At 65.8% G+C, this 15,508-nt stretch carries 12 protein-coding genes and 1 pseudogene; 10 read left to right on the top strand and 3 right to left on the bottom strand.

Going from position 1 to position 15,508, the window contains the following annotated elements:
* Positions 1–735, bottom strand: coding sequence for a DUF3060 domain-containing protein (locus CDN38_RS11520; RefSeq protein WP_075509601.1), 735 nt, complete (start codon positions 733–735; stop codon positions 1–3).
* Between the two features lie 56 nt (positions 736–791).
* Here CDN38_RS11520 and CDN38_RS11515 point away from each other — a divergent pair, with 56 nt between their 5' ends.
* The 9 genes and pseudogenes from CDN38_RS11515 (at position 792) to CDN38_RS11480 (ending at position 10,378) form a co-directional block, all read left to right on the top strand.
* Complete coding sequence (locus CDN38_RS11515; RefSeq protein WP_075509600.1) at positions 792–1,811, top strand: NADP-dependent oxidoreductase; 1,020 nt, start codon at positions 792–794, stop codon at positions 1,809–1,811.
* 127 nt (positions 1,812–1,938) lie between these two features.
* A complete protein-coding gene (locus CDN38_RS11510; protein WP_075509599.1) occupies positions 1,939–2,820 on the top strand; it encodes a glycoside hydrolase family 16 protein in 882 nt (293 codons plus the stop codon).
* Positions 2,821–2,878: 58 nt separating this feature from the next.
* Positions 2,879–3,493, top strand: a complete 615-nt coding sequence (locus tag CDN38_RS11505; RefSeq protein ID WP_099318964.1) for a muconolactone Delta-isomerase family protein — start codon at positions 2,879–2,881, stop codon at positions 3,491–3,493.
* A 20-nt stretch (positions 3,494–3,513) separates the two neighbouring features.
* Positions 3,514–5,010 (top strand): bifunctional phosphatase PAP2/diacylglycerol kinase family protein, encoded by a 1,497-nt coding sequence (locus tag CDN38_RS11500; protein ID WP_075509597.1) that lies wholly within the window; start codon positions 3,514–3,516, stop codon positions 5,008–5,010.
* Between the two features lie 36 nt (positions 5,011–5,046).
* A complete protein-coding gene (locus tag CDN38_RS11495) occupies positions 5,047–6,060 on the top strand; it encodes a serine/threonine-protein kinase (protein ID WP_075509596.1) in 1,014 nt (337 codons plus the stop codon).
* Positions 5,946–6,482 (top strand): annotated as a pseudogene (locus tag CDN38_RS33550) (serine/threonine-protein kinase); the annotation flags it as partial. The gene CDN38_RS11495 and the pseudogene CDN38_RS33550, both read left to right, overlap by 115 nt.
* 202 nt (positions 6,483–6,684) lie before the next feature.
* Positions 6,685–6,816, top strand: coding sequence for a hypothetical protein (locus CDN38_RS31765; protein ID WP_267888221.1), 132 nt, complete (start codon positions 6,685–6,687; stop codon positions 6,814–6,816).
* A 362-nt stretch (positions 6,817–7,178) separates the two neighbouring features.
* Complete coding sequence (locus CDN38_RS11485) at positions 7,179–9,017, top strand: glycoside hydrolase family 15 protein (RefSeq protein WP_075509660.1); 1,839 nt, start codon at positions 7,179–7,181, stop codon at positions 9,015–9,017.
* Positions 9,017–10,378, top strand: coding sequence for a glucose-6-phosphate dehydrogenase (locus CDN38_RS11480; RefSeq protein WP_082276995.1), 1,362 nt, complete (start codon positions 9,017–9,019; stop codon positions 10,376–10,378). The genes CDN38_RS11485 and CDN38_RS11480 overlap by 1 nt, the downstream gene beginning before the upstream one ends.
* Positions 10,379–11,655: 1,277 nt before the next feature.
* On the opposite strand, the gene CDN38_RS11475 is transcribed toward CDN38_RS11480, so the two are convergent.
* Together CDN38_RS11475 and CDN38_RS11470 are read right to left on the bottom strand one after the other, a co-directional pair.
* Complete coding sequence (locus CDN38_RS11475) at positions 11,656–11,961, bottom strand: hypothetical protein (protein ID WP_233026851.1); 306 nt, start codon at positions 11,959–11,961, stop codon at positions 11,656–11,658.
* A gap of 1,183 nt (positions 11,962–13,144) precedes the next feature.
* Entirely contained in the window at positions 13,145–14,500 is a 1,356-nt protein-coding gene (locus CDN38_RS11470; RefSeq protein ID WP_075509485.1) for an adenylate/guanylate cyclase domain-containing protein, read from the bottom strand.
* A 519-nt stretch (positions 14,501–15,019) separates the two neighbouring features.
* Between CDN38_RS11470 and CDN38_RS11465 the strand changes: the two genes are divergently transcribed.
* A partial coding sequence (locus tag CDN38_RS11465; protein ID WP_099318963.1) for a PE family protein occupies positions 15,020–15,508 on the top strand: 489 nt, incomplete at its 3' end.

Raw genomic sequence — 15,508 nt, 5'->3', positions numbered from 1 at the left:
TCAGCCCTGCTGGACGACGTTCCCGCTGCCGGACTTGCTGACCTTCGGCGAGCCCGAGTGATACGTGACCTTGTTGTTGATGCCGGAGGCCTCGATGGTGTCGACGGCGTCGACGGTGACGGTGTTCTCGATGCCCGAGACGGTCAGGCTTGCGCAATGGCCGGTGATGACGACCGTGTTGGACATCCCGCTGATTTCGACGACGCTGTCGTTGCAGGCGAGTGTCTTGTTCTCGTTGAGGCCGCTGACACCGAGGTTGCCGCCCGGCGGCGGCACAGGTGACATCGTCGGACCGGCCGTCGGTGTTTGAGTCTTGCTGCCCGAGGGCGGCGGGACGGTCCCGGGTGGGCTGCTGATCGTCGGGAAGGTGGGGGTCAGGGTGGACAACGTGCGCGAAATGTGGCTTCCCGCATAGGCGACGATGCCACCGACCACGACCAGGATCCCGACGACGAAGACCGCGGCGAAAATCCAGAACAGGCGGTTGCCCGACGACGATCGCGGTGTGGCTCCCGGGAACGGCGGCTGAGAGCCAAACGAGTCATACGAGCCATACGTCGCGCCGTACGGAGGCGGCATCGGCGGTGGCGGCGGCACCGGGCCCGGCGGCGGGTAGCCCTGGTATGCGGACCCGCCGGGCGGCTGCGAACTCCCCAACTCCGATGCGCGCGCCGCGTCGGCCAGCGGTTGCTCGAGCTGGCGGATCCGGGCTTCCGGGTCGTCCTCTGGATTCATGCACAGATGCTCCCATACCGGGATCTTGCGGTATAGGCCCGAATAAGCTCGACATCGTGCCGGACTTGACCAACCGCCAGATCGTGTTGCGTCGCCGCCCCGCCGGGCTGGTCCAGCCCGGCGACACCGAGCTGGTCACGTCCGCGGCGCCCGAGCCCGCGCCGGGCGAGGCGCTGCTGCGCACCACGTATGTGGGGATCGACGCGGCCGCCCGAACCTGGCTAGACGATCAGCCCGGCTATCTTCCGCCGGTGCGGCTGGGCGAGGTCATCCGGGCGGCAGGAATCGGCGAGGTCGTCGAAACACGTTGCGACGCTTACGCTGTCGGTGACGTCGTGACCACGCTGACCGGCTTCCAGGAATATGTGATCATTCGCGACGACGTCTTCAGCACACCCATCCCGGGGGAGAGTGACCAGCTGGCGATCATGTCGGTATACGGCCCGACCGGGGCCACCGCCTACTTCGGGATGACGGACATCGGCCGGCCCAAGCCGGGCGAGACGGTGGTGGTGTCGGCGGCAGCGGGCGCCACCGGATCGGTGGCCGGGCAGATCGCCAAGATCGCCGGCGCCCGGGTGGTGGGAATCGCCGGCGGGCCGCAGAAGTGCCGGGCGGTGGTCGAGGACTTCGGCTTCGACGCGTGTATCGACTACCAGAACGAGGATCTGGCCGCCGCGCTCAAAGCGCACTGCCCGCAGCGCGTCGACGTCTACTTCGACAACGTCGGCGGCCCCATCCTCGACGCGGTGCTGGGCCGGCTCGCCCACAAGGCGCGGGTGGTGCTGTGCGGTGTCATCTCCAGTTACCTGACCGGGGAGCACCCGGGTCCGGCCAACTATGTCAACCTGCTGTCCAAGAGCGCGCTCATGCAGGGGTTCAACACGCTCGAGCAGTGGGGCCGCTTCGACGAGGCGTTCGCCCACCTGCGCCAGTGGGAGGCCGAGGGGCGGCTCAAGCACCGGCAGACCATTTTCGACGGCATCGAGTCGTGCGTCGAGGCCCTCAACGGGCTGTTCACCGGGGCCAACATCGGCAAGACCCTGGTCAAGATCAGCGAACCCTCCGGGGCCTGAGAGTACGCGAGAGCGCTTGTGACGCTTGCGCTTCTCGCTCGATGTCGGCGACCGCGCCGGCCTGGACACGAAGCGAAGACGGGTCGCCCCAGAGTCGGCGCGGCGCACAGTGAGCTGCTATCGTCCCATGCTTATGCCCGAGATTGACCGTCGCCGATTGATGATGATGGCCGGATTCGGCGCGCTGGCGGCCGCGATCCCCGCCCCCACAGCCTTGGCCGCCCCGTCCCCTCCGGCCGCGCCGGCGAGTCCGACGCCGTTGGCCCCGGCCGCGGGGGCAACCGGTGGATTCCTCTTTCACGACGAGTTCGACGGCCCGGCCGGCTCGGCCCCCAACCCGTCGAAGTGGGCGGTGTCGAGCCACCGGACGCCGATCAGGAACCCCGTCGGGTTCGACCAGCCCCAATTTTGGGGGCAGTACCGCAACAGCCGCCAGAACGTGTTCCTGGACGGCAACTCCAACCTGGTGTTGCGCGCCACCCGGGACGGCAACGAATACTTCGGCGGCTTGGTCCACGGCCTGTGGCGGGGCGGCATCGGAACCACCTGGGAAGCCCGGATCAAGTTCAACTGCCTGGCGCCCGGTATGTGGCCTGCCTGGTGGCTGTCCAACGACGATCCCGGCCGCAGCGGCGAGGTCGACCTGATCGAGTGGTACGGCAACGGCACCTGGCCGTCCGGAACCACGGTGCACGCGAACCCGGACGGGACGGCATTCGAGACCTGCCCCATGGGTGTGGACGGCGGCTGGCACAACTGGCGGGTTACCTGGAATCCGAGCGGCATGTATTTCTGGCTGGACTATGTCGACGGGATGCAGCCGTACTTCACTGTTGCGGCAAGCGGTATCGAGAATTTGGACGAGCCCATCCGTGAGTGGCCGTTCAACGACCCCGACTACACGATGTTCCCGGTTCTCAATCTCGCCGTCGGCGGTTCCGGTGGCGGCGATCCGGCGGCCGGCAGCTACCCGCAGGAGATGCTCGTCGACTGGGTCCGCGTCTTCTAGGCATCGAGCTCCGGGGTCACTCCGAATAGCCCTCGGCACGGCTTGCCCGGGAGACAGCATGGAATTTCTGGTCACGATGACCACCCGTGTTCCCGAGGGCACGTCGGCCGACGAGGTCAACGACGTCCGCGTTCGTGAGGCCGCGCACGCCCGCGAGCTCGCGGCCCGGGGAAGCCTGCTTCGGCTGTGGCGCCCACCGGTTCGGCCCGGCGAATGGCGCACGCTAGGGCTTTTCGCCGCCGCCGACGACGACTGTCTGGAGCAGCTGCTCGCCTCGATGCCACTGCGGATCTGGCGCACCGACGAGGTCTGCGCGCTCGGCTGGCATCCCGACGACCCGCCGAGCGCGGGGATAACTCCGCGGCCCGGCAAGGGGCCGGAATTCTTGATCGCCATGACCGTCACGGTGCCGCCGGGCACGGCCGCGCACGTCGTCGACGACGCCTCGGCGCGCCAGGCCCGCCGCGCCCGTGACCTGGCCGAGGCTGGCCACCTGGTGCGGCTCTGGACGCTGCCCGACGGGCCGGACGGCCCGTGCATGGTGGGTCTGTGGCGGGCCCGTGATCCCGGCGAGCTGATGGCCATCCTGGAATCGCTGCCGCTGTCGGGATGGATGACCATCGAGACCACGCCGCTGAGCCCGCATCCCAACGACCCGATTCGGTCGCGGTGACCGGCGTTAGGGTGGGTTGAGTGAACAGGTGGCCCCGGCAACGCGCGCGAAGTATCACAGCGATCACCCGGGGCCTGGGCAGTCTCGATCGGGAACTGTTCGGGGTGATCGCCGAGGCGCAGACTCCGCTGCTCGACTCGGTGATGCCGCCGCTGACTCGCGCGGCCGATCACTCCAAGTTGTGGTTCGCCATCGCTGCGGGCCTGCTCGCCACGAAACGGCCTGCGGCGCAGCGCGGCGCGGTACGCGGCGTCGTGACGCTGGGGGTCACCAGCTTGGTGACCAACCAGGTCGCCAAGCGAATCCGTAGGCGCCCGCGTCCCTTCGACGACTCGGTACCGCTGGTCCGACGAGTGCGTCGGCGCCCCACCTCCAATTCACTGCCGTCCGGGCATTCGGCCAGTGCGGCCGCGTTCGCCGTCGGGGTCGGGCTGGAGAACCCACCGCTGGGGTTCGCCCTGGCATTGCTGGCCGGCCTGGTGGGTTTGTCCCGGGTGGCGACCGGAGCGCATTACCCGGGCGATGTCCTTGCCGGTTTCGGAATCGGCGCCGGCATCGCCGTGCTGGGCGGGCGGCTGGTGCCAGCGATCGTCGAGACGACGTTGCCGACTACCGAACCGCTCCGGGTACAGACCCCGCCCCGACCCGACGGCGCCGGAGTCGTCCTGGTCATCAACCCGGCATCGGGCGGCGGTAACGGCGCCCAGGTGCTCGACGAGATACGTTCCGAGCTATCTCGGACCGAGATCGTCGAGCTGGCTCCCGACGACGACCCGCAACAGGTGCTGCGTGCCGCGGCCGGGCGCGCCGAGGTGCTGGCGGTCGGCGGGGGAGACGGCACGGTGTCCACCGCCGCGGCGGTCGCCTACGATGCCGGGCTCCCGCTGGCGGTGTTTCCGGCCGGGACGTTCAACCATTTCGCCAAGGACATCGGGTGCGACACGGTGGGCAAGACCGTCGACGCAATCCGGGCCGGCAGCGTGGCCTGCGTCGACCTGGTGTGCCTCAACGAAAGCCGGATGGTGGTCAACAACGCCAGCATCGGCGCGTACCCCACCTTCGTGCGGTACCGAGAAAAGCTGGAAAGACGCATCGGCAAGCCGCTGGCCAGCATCTATGCCACGTTGCACACGCTGCGCAACGATCAGCCCGTGCGCATCCGCTACGACAACAAGACCGTGCACACCTCGTTGTTCTTCCTGGGCAACTCGGTCTATCTGCCCGCCGGGTTCGCCCCGGCGCGGCGCACCCGCATGGATGACGGCCTGATCGACGTCCGCATCCTGGAAACCGGCCGGCGACTGGCGACCATGCGGATTCTGGGCGCGCTGGCGCTGGGCCGTCTGCAACGCAGCCCGCTCTACCACGAACTGCAAGTGCCGGAGTTCAGCTTCGTCGCCGTCGACGGGCCCACCGTCGTCGCTCATGACGGCGAAGTCGGCGAGGAATACGACAAGGCCAGCTTTAGCGCCAAGTATCGGGCGTTGCCGGTTTTTCGTCCGCTTCCCCCGAATTGACCTCGGTGACCGAAAACGCCGACCTACCATGTGCCAATGCCGCTCGCGGTGGGCGAGGTGTTTGCGGGATACACCATCCTGCGGGTGTTGGGCGCGGGCGCGATGGGCACGGTATACCTGGCTCAGCATCCGCGGTTGCCGCGCCGCGACGCGCTCAAGGTGCTCTCGGCTGAGCTCACCGCCGACCCGCAGTACCGGGGCAGGTTCCTGCGGGAAGCCGACATCGCCGCCAGCCTGTGGCATCCCAACATTCTCGGCATCCATGACCGTGGCGAGTCCGGCGGCCAGTTCTGGATTTCCATGGACTTCGTCGCCGGCACCGATGCGGCCAAGCTGTTGGGCGAACGCTATCCCGGCGGCATGCCGCTGGACCTGGCGGTGCCGATCATCATCGCGGTGGGGTCGGCACTGGATTACGCACACCAGCGCGGTCTGTTGCATCGTGACGTCAAACCGGCCAACATCCTGATCGCCGATCCCGGGTCGGAGTCACAACGGGTGTTCCTGGCCGACTTCGGCATCGCCCGGCCGGTCGACGACACCGCGGGTCTGACCGCCACGAACTTCGCGATCGGCACGGTCGCCTATGCCGCTCCCGAGCAGCTGATGGGCGAGCCGATCGACGGGCGCGCGGATCAATACGCGTTGGCCTGCACGGCTTTTCATATGCTCACCGGCACCCAGCCCTACCAGTCGCCCAGCGCCGCGGCCGTCATCACCAAACATGTGATGGCCCCGCCGCCACCGATCGGCGAGTTCCGCCCCGAACTGGCGGCCCTGGACCCGGTGTTCGCCACGGCGATGGCCAAGAAGCCGGCCGAGCGGTTCGGCCACTGCCGCGACTTCACCGAGCATCTGGACTCCGTTGCGTGCCGGCGACCCTTCAGGGGCAACACCACCAGGACACCCAATTGGCGCCGACCCGTGCGGCCCCGGTGCCGCCAGCCCAGCAGCACATCGGCAAGCGGCCGGTACGGCGCACTCGGGTCCTGGTTGCCGCGCTGGTGGCCGTCGCGGTGCTCAGCGCGGCCGCAGTCTTGGCGGCCGTGAAACTATCCGGGAACCACAGTCGGAGCAGCGCGGCGGTGGCGGGGGCGCCTTCGGCCGCCGTGCCCAGCCCCGGTCCGTTCACCGGAACCTACCGGGGCGACTACGACGCGGCCACCGGCCCCGGCCTGGATGGCCAATTGATCCCGGGTGCAAAGCCTTCGACGACCACGTGGGGCGTGCGCTCGGTGTGCCGCAATACCGGTTGCGTTGCCACCGCGGCACGTCTGGGCGGCGAAACGACGTCGTTGCCGACGATGGTGTTCGACGACGTCGGCGGCCACTGGCTGGCGGTAGGTCTCGCCACCGACACCTGCCAGGGCGCCAACGCCGAATTCTGGGTGGTGATGATGCTGCAGCCGCGTCCCGACGGCACGCTGGCCGGCGAAATCAGCAAGACGAGCGCCAACGGCTGCGCGATCAAGAAATCCGTCACCTTCACCCGGACCGGAGACGTCGACGTCACTGCGGTGTCGGATCCGGCGAGCCAGGCGCCGCGGGTGGTGTCGCCGGCCGAGGGCACTGCATGGCCGCTACCACGACACGGTCAAATGGGCCAACGGCGCGACACCCAAGCAATACGACTGGGCCGTCCGCACCGACTGTCTGCGCACCGGCGAGCGGTGCATGAGCTTTTTTCACGCGCCACCGGACGGCTCCAAGCCGCTGGTGTTCAGCAGCAGGAGTTGGATCCTGTCGACCGAGCGGGAAGCGACCTGCGCCGGCGGCGGCACGACGCCGGTCAAAGACACCGCGTAGTTCGCCCTGCCGCAACCGCCGCAGGATCCGATCATGCTGCTCACCGCGCACGGTCACCATGAACAGATCACGTCGTGCACCCTCAGCGTCGAGTTCGACCAAACATTCGAGCGCACCGGCGATTAGGCTCGCGGTGGCCTGCCTTCGGCCGCGGTGGCGGTTACACAGTTCGGAACACACCGGGTTGGTTGGCGGCGTCGTTGGTTGACCGACAACGTAATCCACGCGGTCGCCAGGACATTACGCGTGATCGGTTTGGCGGCGAAAGATGACGGGTAAAACTGGGACTGGCGTGCCGGGAAGCCTGGTCGGCAACGTGGTTTGCCCTGCCGAGGAAATGGATGCATGTCGAAAGTTGTGCGATGACGGTCGCGGACCTGCGCAGGGTCGCGCGCATCGGCGGCCACCTGCCGATTGCAGATTATGGGCTGGCCGGTGACGGAAACGGCTGTGCGCTGATCGGACGCGATTCGGTGATCGAATGGTTGTGCGTACCACGATTCGACTGCCCGCCGGTGCTGTGCGGACTGCTCGACCCTTATCGCGGCGGCGCGTTTCGTATCGTGGCCGAAGACGTCGTGGCCGGGGCCCAGACATATGTCGACGACACCGCCGTGACGGTCACCACGGTGCGCACCGATCACGGCGTCGCCGAGGTCACCGATGCGTTCCTATTGTGCTCGGACGCTGACCTGCGTCGGGAGGCGTACGTCGGCAGGGGAGAGCTATTACGTCGTATTCGGGTGGTTTCGGGCCGGGTGGCGGTCCATCCCGATCTTGCACTGCGTTCACCGGCGCGAAGGTCGAGGTTCTGGGCGGGAGTTCTGCTGCAGCCGCAGGCTCCCGGCCGTGTGGAATTGCGCCTGTTCGTCGACCCTGCGCTCGATGTGGATCAACCCGTCGTGCTCGAGTCCGGTCAACAGGCCGATGTCGTGCTGCGCTGGGCACCGGGGTCCGGTCGGTTGCACCGCGCCGAATGGCCCCGCGATCTGGCTCCGACGGTGTCGGCCTGGCGCCGGTGGGCTGCCGGGATCGACTATGACGGACCGCAGCGAGACCTGGTGCGGCGCTCGGCGCTGACCCTCAAGCTCCTCGACTACACCCAGAACGGCGCGATCATCGCCGCGGCGACCTCGAGTCTGCCTGAAGAGATTGGCGGCGCACGCAATTGGGACTATAGGTACACGTGGGTGCGCGATGCCGCGTTCAGCGTCTACGCGATGCGCCGCATCGGGCTGCCCGACGAAGCCGACAGGTTCCTGTCTTGGGTACTCGACGCTGTGGAGCGCGACGGCGCTCCGCGGGTCATGTACTCACTCGACGGTCTACCACCGCCTGACGAACGTCTGGATTCCGGACTCGCCGGCTACCGGGGTTCGCGGCCCGTGCGCTGGGGCAACGCGGCCGCCGGCCAGACCCAGCACGATGTGTACGGCGAGATAATCGACTGCGCATATCAATGGGCGCGCGCGGGCAACCATCTCGACGGCCAGCTCTGGTCCCACCTGGTCCAATTCGCCGAATTGGCGGCCCGAAGTGCGCGTCGGCCCGACCACGGCATCTGGGAAGTACGCACTGCCGGTAAGCCTTTCACCTATTCGGTCGCGATGTGCCAGGTGGCCCTGGACCGCACTGCGCGGCTGAGCCGCGACCTGAACTTGCCCTGCGACGCCCCGCGGCTTGCCGCACAGGCCGAGGAGCTTCGACGACTCGTCGTGCAAGAAGCATGGAGCGAGCGGGCGCAGTCGTTGACTGATCAAATGGGCGGCGACGAACTCGATGCCAGCGTATTGGCGCTGCCGTTGCGTCGGGTGATCGACGCGGCGCATCCGCGCATGGTCGCCACTACACGCGCTGTGGAAGCGCGCCTGGGCGCGGGCGACGGCTTGCTGTACCGATATCTACCCAATTGTTCGCCGGACGGACTTGCCGGGCATGAAGGCGCGTTCCTGTTGTGCAGTTTTTGGCTGGTGGATAACCTTGCCGCGCAAGGTGATCTGGACCGGGCCATGCAGCTGTACGACTCCCTGTGCCAGCGAGCCGGTCCGCTCGGTCTGCTGCCCGAGGAGATCGACCCGAACAGCGGCGAATTTTTGGGCAATTATCCGCAGGCGTTCAGCCATATCGGCGTGATTTCCTCGGGCATCAATTTGGTGCGGTGCCTGCAGAACTGCGGCCAACGAAGGGGCAATTCACCGTGATGAAATCACTTCTTATCATCGGAGCGGCGGGTGACTTGACCTCGCGACACCTGATTCCCGCACTCGTCGAGTTATCGGTCGCAGGACAACTCGATTCGGGACTGCGCATCCGCGGCGCGGACCAAAACGACTTCAGCACAAGTAGTTTCGCCCGTTATGTGTGGGAGCGGCTCGATTCTCTCGCCGCAGACTTGCCGGTCGAGAACCGCGCAGACGTGCTTGGCCGACTCGACTACATCGCCGTCGACGCCACTGCGCCCGCGGGCATCAAAGCGGCCCTCGGTGACTTGCCGGGGCCGGTCGCGTGCTACCTGGCGCTACCGCCCCTTGTGTTCGACGGCGTCGTGCGTGCTCTCGACGAGGCAGGTTTGCCCCCGGGCAGCCGCATTGTCGTCGAAAAGCCGTTCGGGATAGACCAAGACAGCGCTCGCAAGCTCAACCGGCTGCTGATCGAGGTGGTCGGCGAGTCGAACATCTTCCGCATCGACCACTTCCTGGCTCAGCAGACGGTGCAAAACATCATCGGGTTGCGATTCGCGAACCGAATCTTCGAGCCATTGTGGAGCGCACAGCACATCGAGCAGGTGGACATCGTCTGGGACGAAACGTTGACGCTGGAAAACCGCGCCCAATACTACGACAGGGCCGGTGCGTTGCGGGACATGGTGCAGAACCACCTGCTGCAGCTGCTGTGTCTAGTGGCTATGGAGCCGCCACTTACGTTGAGCCCTTGCGATTTCCACGGTCGAAAGGCCGACGTGCTACGGGCGGTGCGCACTTTGGGCGCTGACGATGTCGCCCGGCACACCGTGCGGGCTCGCTATACCAGCGGCAAAATCGGAAAACGCGAGATCGGTAACTACGCCGACGAGCCCGGAGTTGACCCAGCTCGTAACACGGAGACCTACGCCGAAATGACGTGCTGGATCGACAACTGGCGTTGGGCGGGTGTGCCTTTCATGCTCCGATCGGGCAAGGCTCTAGCCAAGGAGCGCAACGCGATGGTGATCACCTTCCGTGACGTGCCGCACCCGGTGTTCGGTCAGTCCCACGACCCGGCGCGCAACGTATTGGAACTCAGCCTCAACCCAGACCGCATCGGGTTGACCATGAATCTCAATGGTGCCGGTGATCCGTTCGATCTGGAGCGGGCCAGCTTGAGCACGGAACTGGCGCCACAACGGCTGCCGGCCTATGCGCGCCTGCTGCTCGACGTGTTGGCCGGTGAGCCGACGATGTCGATCAGCGCTGCCGAGGCTGAGGAATCTTGGCGCATCATCGATCCGGTCCTCGATGCATGGTCGCGAGATGTTGTGCCGCTCCGCGAATACCCAAGCGGCTCTGCGCCGGTGTTCGTTTGAACACCGGACTGTTGTCCATGTTCGCCATACCTTCGCCAGCCGGTGCACGACTCGTGCGATCCGTCGTCACCCGTGGATTGTCCTACGCAACAACACCTTCGGCAACCCGGCCGATCTGATCCCCAGTGATGGTTTCCTGGCCGGCCCATTTCAAAGGTGGTCGCTTCCTGAAACTCTGGGATGCACGACGCGCTGGCGGTGGTCGTGGCGCTGGTTCCAACGGGTATTCCCTAGGCGGCTAAGTTGGAGTTGCACCACCCGACGCTGGATCACAGTGAGGTCTTCCCCGGTTGCGGCTCCGGACCCGGACATGCTGCGCGCCTCGTTGCGCCAGGCGGGGTCCGGCGCAAGTGAAACGGAGGGATGTCGAGCGAACACACGCGGAGGCGGCGCGAGCTCCGCAGCGATAATCGTTGCGCTAGAACCGAAATAGTGGATGCGGCGATACTTTCCTTCGCGCCGTGGTGTGACCCGCACACCGCCAATCTGTTGCAGGCTCATTCATGTCGACGTCCGCCGCGATGCCGATACCGCGAGACGGGCCCATCCGGTGCTCGCCGCAAGAACCTCCATCACGCACCACAACATCCTCCGTGATCCCGGCAAATACTTCCAGTTTGGGACAGATCGGCGTGCCGACCGCATTAAAATTAAGTTACTAAGCCGAGCGTTAGTAAGGCGACTTAGGCGGTGATGTAAGCGAGGTGAGGGTCGGCGAAGAATCCGCGGATCGTATTGACTCGCCTTTGAAGTCGTGGCATGGTCGAGCTTACGACCATCGTTGTCCCGCATAGTAATAAGTCAACACGACCGCCCCGGAAAGACGGTGCACCGTACACCGTGTGTCGCCTTACTTATGCGCGGCTTAGTAATGAGCACTTTGATGGTGCGGGCCTCCACCCGAGCGTGGGATTCCGACGAGCATCCGGCTACGACAGCGGCAATGACCGATGCCGCCGTCGTTGCCCTGAGGGCTCGGTTATGCAACGCAATACCAACCTTTCACGTGACTACGACACTCATTTTGCTCACGGCATGCGGCGGCGCAACCAGGTACTTTCAAGTCAGGTCAAACCGCGCACGCCGATGCATGTTGCTGCCGCCTTCGGTGAGAGATCACCTTCCACGATGGCGTAGCCACAGAAATTCCGGCTGAAACACCGGAGTAGGTATCAATTCGGCAACGATGGAGGACTCGCTCTGCAGCGGGCGCCTTGCGAATGAATCGATCGGCGCACCGCGTCGTAGTCAGGAGAGCGCTTGAAGTGTCGATCTTATCAACGCCGTGGCGCGCGCTTGAACCACACTGCCAGCGCCACCGCCACGATGACCGCGAGCGCTCCGGCCGAGGCCAGGCTGATCGTCCAGATCCGTCGATCCTCGATCTCCATCTGACACAGCCTTGTGTAATTGATATCCGTAACAACCTCGCCGCCAATCGGCATATTGACCGGGGTCCGGTCGTCTCTGCCTCGGGCGGCGGAGAGATCCGGGGCCACAGCGCTTCCGCACCAGACGGTGTGCAATCCAGGGGAAACCGACACCGGAGCCAGCAGCCCCGCGAAACTCACCAGTAACGCCACCGCGCCAGCGAAAAGCAGTATTTGTCGTACAAGCATGCTTTGGTCATACCCATTGGTGCGCTGATCACTCCACGGTCAGCGGAACTGCGTTGCTCCGTGCGATCGGTCTTCGGTGCTCGAAGGCCGGCGACGGCATGGTGAAAGAACCCGCTTGAAGCGCTGCGGGGTTCGCCAATGAGGCTGAGGCCGCCGTCGAGTTCGAGGCCGATCGTGCACACCAGCGGCCCGGCGCCAATACCGATGGCATCTCATGTTTCCTGACAAATGCGGGGTAACACCCTGTGTCGGAACGGTATTCGACCACAGAGGTCGGGGGGTCGGGCAGGGAAGCGGCCGAAGGTGGGTCCAGCTCGGGCGGATCCACCGTCGGCGTCCACGGCGGTCCTGAGCCAGGCAGCCGCTTGTGTCGAATTGCCCCATAACTACCAGGCCCGCCCGGCAAACTCTGTTGGGCCACGCCAAGTCGTTGACGTAAGTCGAAATGCGGCAGGTGGCGGTGCTCCACGGCGCCCACGACGTCGGACACAGCGATCCTCACCACCACAACCGGTTCCGGGCCAAACATTTGGTGCAGCTGCTACCTTGGCGACCCGGTAGATCGTTAGCCCTTGCTTCCCGCTTCAGATGCAGGCTCGACGCCACCCGCGCGGCGACCTCAGCGCATGGTGCATGCGTGTGTTCGCTCACATCAATGGATTTCGGGTAGTTGGTACGGGCTAGACCCGCCCCGCACCGCTACAATCGAGAAGGATATGTGGCCGGCCCGTAGGGATCGTTTAGCGCTATCCGTTTTCTTCGCGCAGTGAAGCCAATGCTGCCTTGTGATTCTGATGCCTCACACGGGCTGGCCGGTTTGACCGCTTGCCCGGTGGGTCGCTCGCTGGCATCAGGTGCACGAGAACCAAGGAGGCACTACGGAAAATGATTGGTCGATGCAGCTACCGCGTCGTTTGGTCTCCGAAGCACCGCAATAACGTTGGACGCTGGTGGTTCCCAGCGAAGCCACGGTCGGGAACGCGGTGCACCGAGGGCATGACGGACGTCGTCACCGGCAAGCCCGCGCCCCGCGGCGGCCATTCACGTGCACCGGCGTCAGCTCGCAGCCAAACGAATTCTCCTGATTGGCCGGTGGTACCTCGGTGGCGGACACGCTGCTGAAGCAGAAGCGGGCAACGGGATAGCGCTACGTCGTCAGGCCGCTCGTCGGTGTAGTGACCCGGTAGACGTCGATCGTTTCGGGTAGACCCTTGAGGTGTTGTGGCCCAAGGCTTTCGAAGGTCAGGCCCGACCCGGCGGAGAGGTCCCGGACGGTGCGGCTGGCCAGCACCTCACCGGCTCCCGCCAATGCGCCGATGCGAGCGCCGGTGTGTACCGCCATGCCGCTCCACTCGTCGCCGCGTCGCTCGCACTCCCCGATGTGGACGCCCGCTCGGATCGGGATGCCGCGGGTGGCCAGGGTCGGCACCAGCTCCAACGCACACCGAACCGCCTTGGTCGGCCCGTCGAAGAGCGCGAAGATTCCGTCTCCGGTGTGTTTGGCCCGGTGACCGCCGTACTTCTCCAACAGCCAGTCGACTGCCCTGTCATGCGCATCGAGCTGACGACGCCAGTGCGCGTCGCCGTGGGCGCCGAGTTGTTCGGTGGAGCCGACGATGTCGGTGAACAGCACCGTCTTCAGGATCCGCTCGTCGGGCAATTCGCTTGGCTTCTCGCAGACGAACTCCAGGACCGAATGCGCACGGTCGGCCATGATGTCGAAGGGGCTATGGGGACCCGCCGGCAGTGGCTGAAAATGCGCCTCCGGAATGCCGGCGGCCAAGGCCGCGGCTGCTTCCATGGGCACCAACCGATCACCGGGGCGCGCCATGACCAAGGTCGGCGCTCGCACGGAGGCGAGTACGCCGCGGACGTCGATCTCCATGAACGCTTTCCACCACAGCTTGGCCATCGTCGGACTCGCCATGGCGCGCTGGAGCCTGCCGAACATTTCTCGCATGCCCGTGGTGTCAGCTGTCGCGCCGTAGAACAGATCGGCGAGTGCGCCCTTTCCCCAGCGACTGTCGATCTCGTCGAGCTGAGATTCGATATCGGCGGGCGTGAATCCCCACGGGAACTCGGGCAGCTCTTGGGAATACCGTGCCGCGGTGCCGTAAAGAACAAGGGAGGCAACCCGTTCCGGGTGGGTGGCGGCGAATAGCACGCTCACCGAGCCGCCCTCGCTGGTGCCCAGGAATGCCGCCCGGTCGGCCCCGGCGTCATCCAGAATCGCCCGCACATCGTCGATCCGCTGGTCCAATGACAATGGCTCGGTCGACGGGTCCGACAGGCCCGTCCCGCGCCTGTCCCACACGATGAAGCGGGTCGACTGAGAAACCAGGTCGACGAATTCCGCATACAGGCTACCGGGTTCGTCGATCGTGTCGACGTTGCTCAGCACCCATCCGGACACCCAAATGAGGAATGGGCCGGAATCACCGAATACGCGGTAGGCCAACCGCACGTCCCCGTTGCGGGCATAGCGCAGCGGCGCGTCACTCACGTCAACATCTTGGCATCAGCCGGGTCGAAGGTCTTTGGATTTCACTCATGCGCTTCCGGGCGCGGCGTCGCCACGGCGGGGCGCGACCTACCCTTGACGTGATCACAGCCACGCCGCTACTTCGCACCGACAGCCACTCACGGCCCCTCCGGCGCCTTCTCGCGGTGATGCTCAATAGCCGGCCACCATGGATAGCTTTGAGCCTGTGGGCTTTTGCCAATTCGGCCTCCACTGGCGAGCCCGTCCAATGCGGCAACCGGCGCACCCGCTACCCCGAAGAGGAGCAACAGCGGCAGCCCGAAGTTGTTGCTCGACCCATGCGGGGGTCCAGCGTCCCCGAAATGTGTGCCGCAGGAGGATTGGTCCGTGACCGGAAAACAATTTCAGACAACCCAAATTCGTTTTTCGGATGATTCTTTTTGGCATATGGGTACGATGTGCTCCTGCGGATTGCGCGAATTGGACGAAGCGGTTCCCGGGTCGGCATGGCTGAATGGCCGTGAAGTTGTAAGGTTTCAGATGTCGTCTTTCGTGATCACGGTGCCCGAGGCGCTCTCTGCGGCGGCCTCAGATTTGGCCGGTATCGAGTCGGCGCTCAGCGCGGCCAACGCGGCCGCGAGGGCTCAGACGGTCGCGGTGCTGTCCGCGGGCGCCGATGAAGTGTCGGCGGCCGTCGCGGCGGTATTTTCCGGGCACGCCCAGGGATATCAGGCGCTCAGTGCGCAGGCCGCGGAGTTCCACGCCCGGTTCGTGCAGGCCGTGGCAGCGGGTGCGGGCTCGTATGCCAGCGCCGAGGCCGCCGTTGCCACGCCGCTGCAGAGTCTGCTCGACTTGATCAACGCGCCCTTCGTGACGCTGACCGGGCGCAAGCTGATCGGCGACGGCGCCAATGGGGCACCGGGGACCGGGGCCAATGGCGGGGCCGGTGGGTGGTTGTCTGGCAATGGTGGGGCCGGCGGGTCTGGCGCGGGCCCCACCATTGCCAGACAACCACCCACCGGCCCCGCC

Source organism: Mycobacterium ostraviense, from assembly GCF_002705925.1.
In the GTDB taxonomy this organism is placed as follows: Bacteria; Actinomycetota; Actinomycetes; order Mycobacteriales; family Mycobacteriaceae; genus Mycobacterium; species Mycobacterium ostraviense.
This window is presented reverse-complemented; position numbering and strand designations above follow the sequence as displayed.

Bases quoted from the DNA above. Each gene is read 5' to 3' on its own strand.
- CDN38_RS31765 (WP_267888221.1), top strand. From the start codon at position 6,685: ATGAGCTTTTTTCACGCGCCACCGGACGGCTCCAAGCCGCTGGTGTTC.
- CDN38_RS11495 (WP_075509596.1), top strand. From the start codon at position 5,047: ATGCCGCTCGCGGTGGGCGAGGTGTTTGCGGGATACACCATCCTGCGG.
- CDN38_RS11510 (WP_075509599.1), top strand. From the start codon at position 1,939: ATGCTTATGCCCGAGATTGACCGTCGCCGATTGATGATGATGGCCGGA.
- CDN38_RS11520 (WP_075509601.1), bottom strand. From the start codon at position 735: ATGAATCCAGAGGACGACCCGGAAGCCCGGATCCGCCAGCTCGAGCAA.
- CDN38_RS11505 (WP_099318964.1), top strand. From the start codon at position 2,879: ATGGAATTTCTGGTCACGATGACCACCCGTGTTCCCGAGGGCACGTCG.
- CDN38_RS11480 (WP_082276995.1), top strand. From the start codon at position 9,017: ATGAAATCACTTCTTATCATCGGAGCGGCGGGTGACTTGACCTCGCGA.
- CDN38_RS11485 (WP_075509660.1), top strand. From the start codon at position 7,179: ATGACGGTCGCGGACCTGCGCAGGGTCGCGCGCATCGGCGGCCACCTG.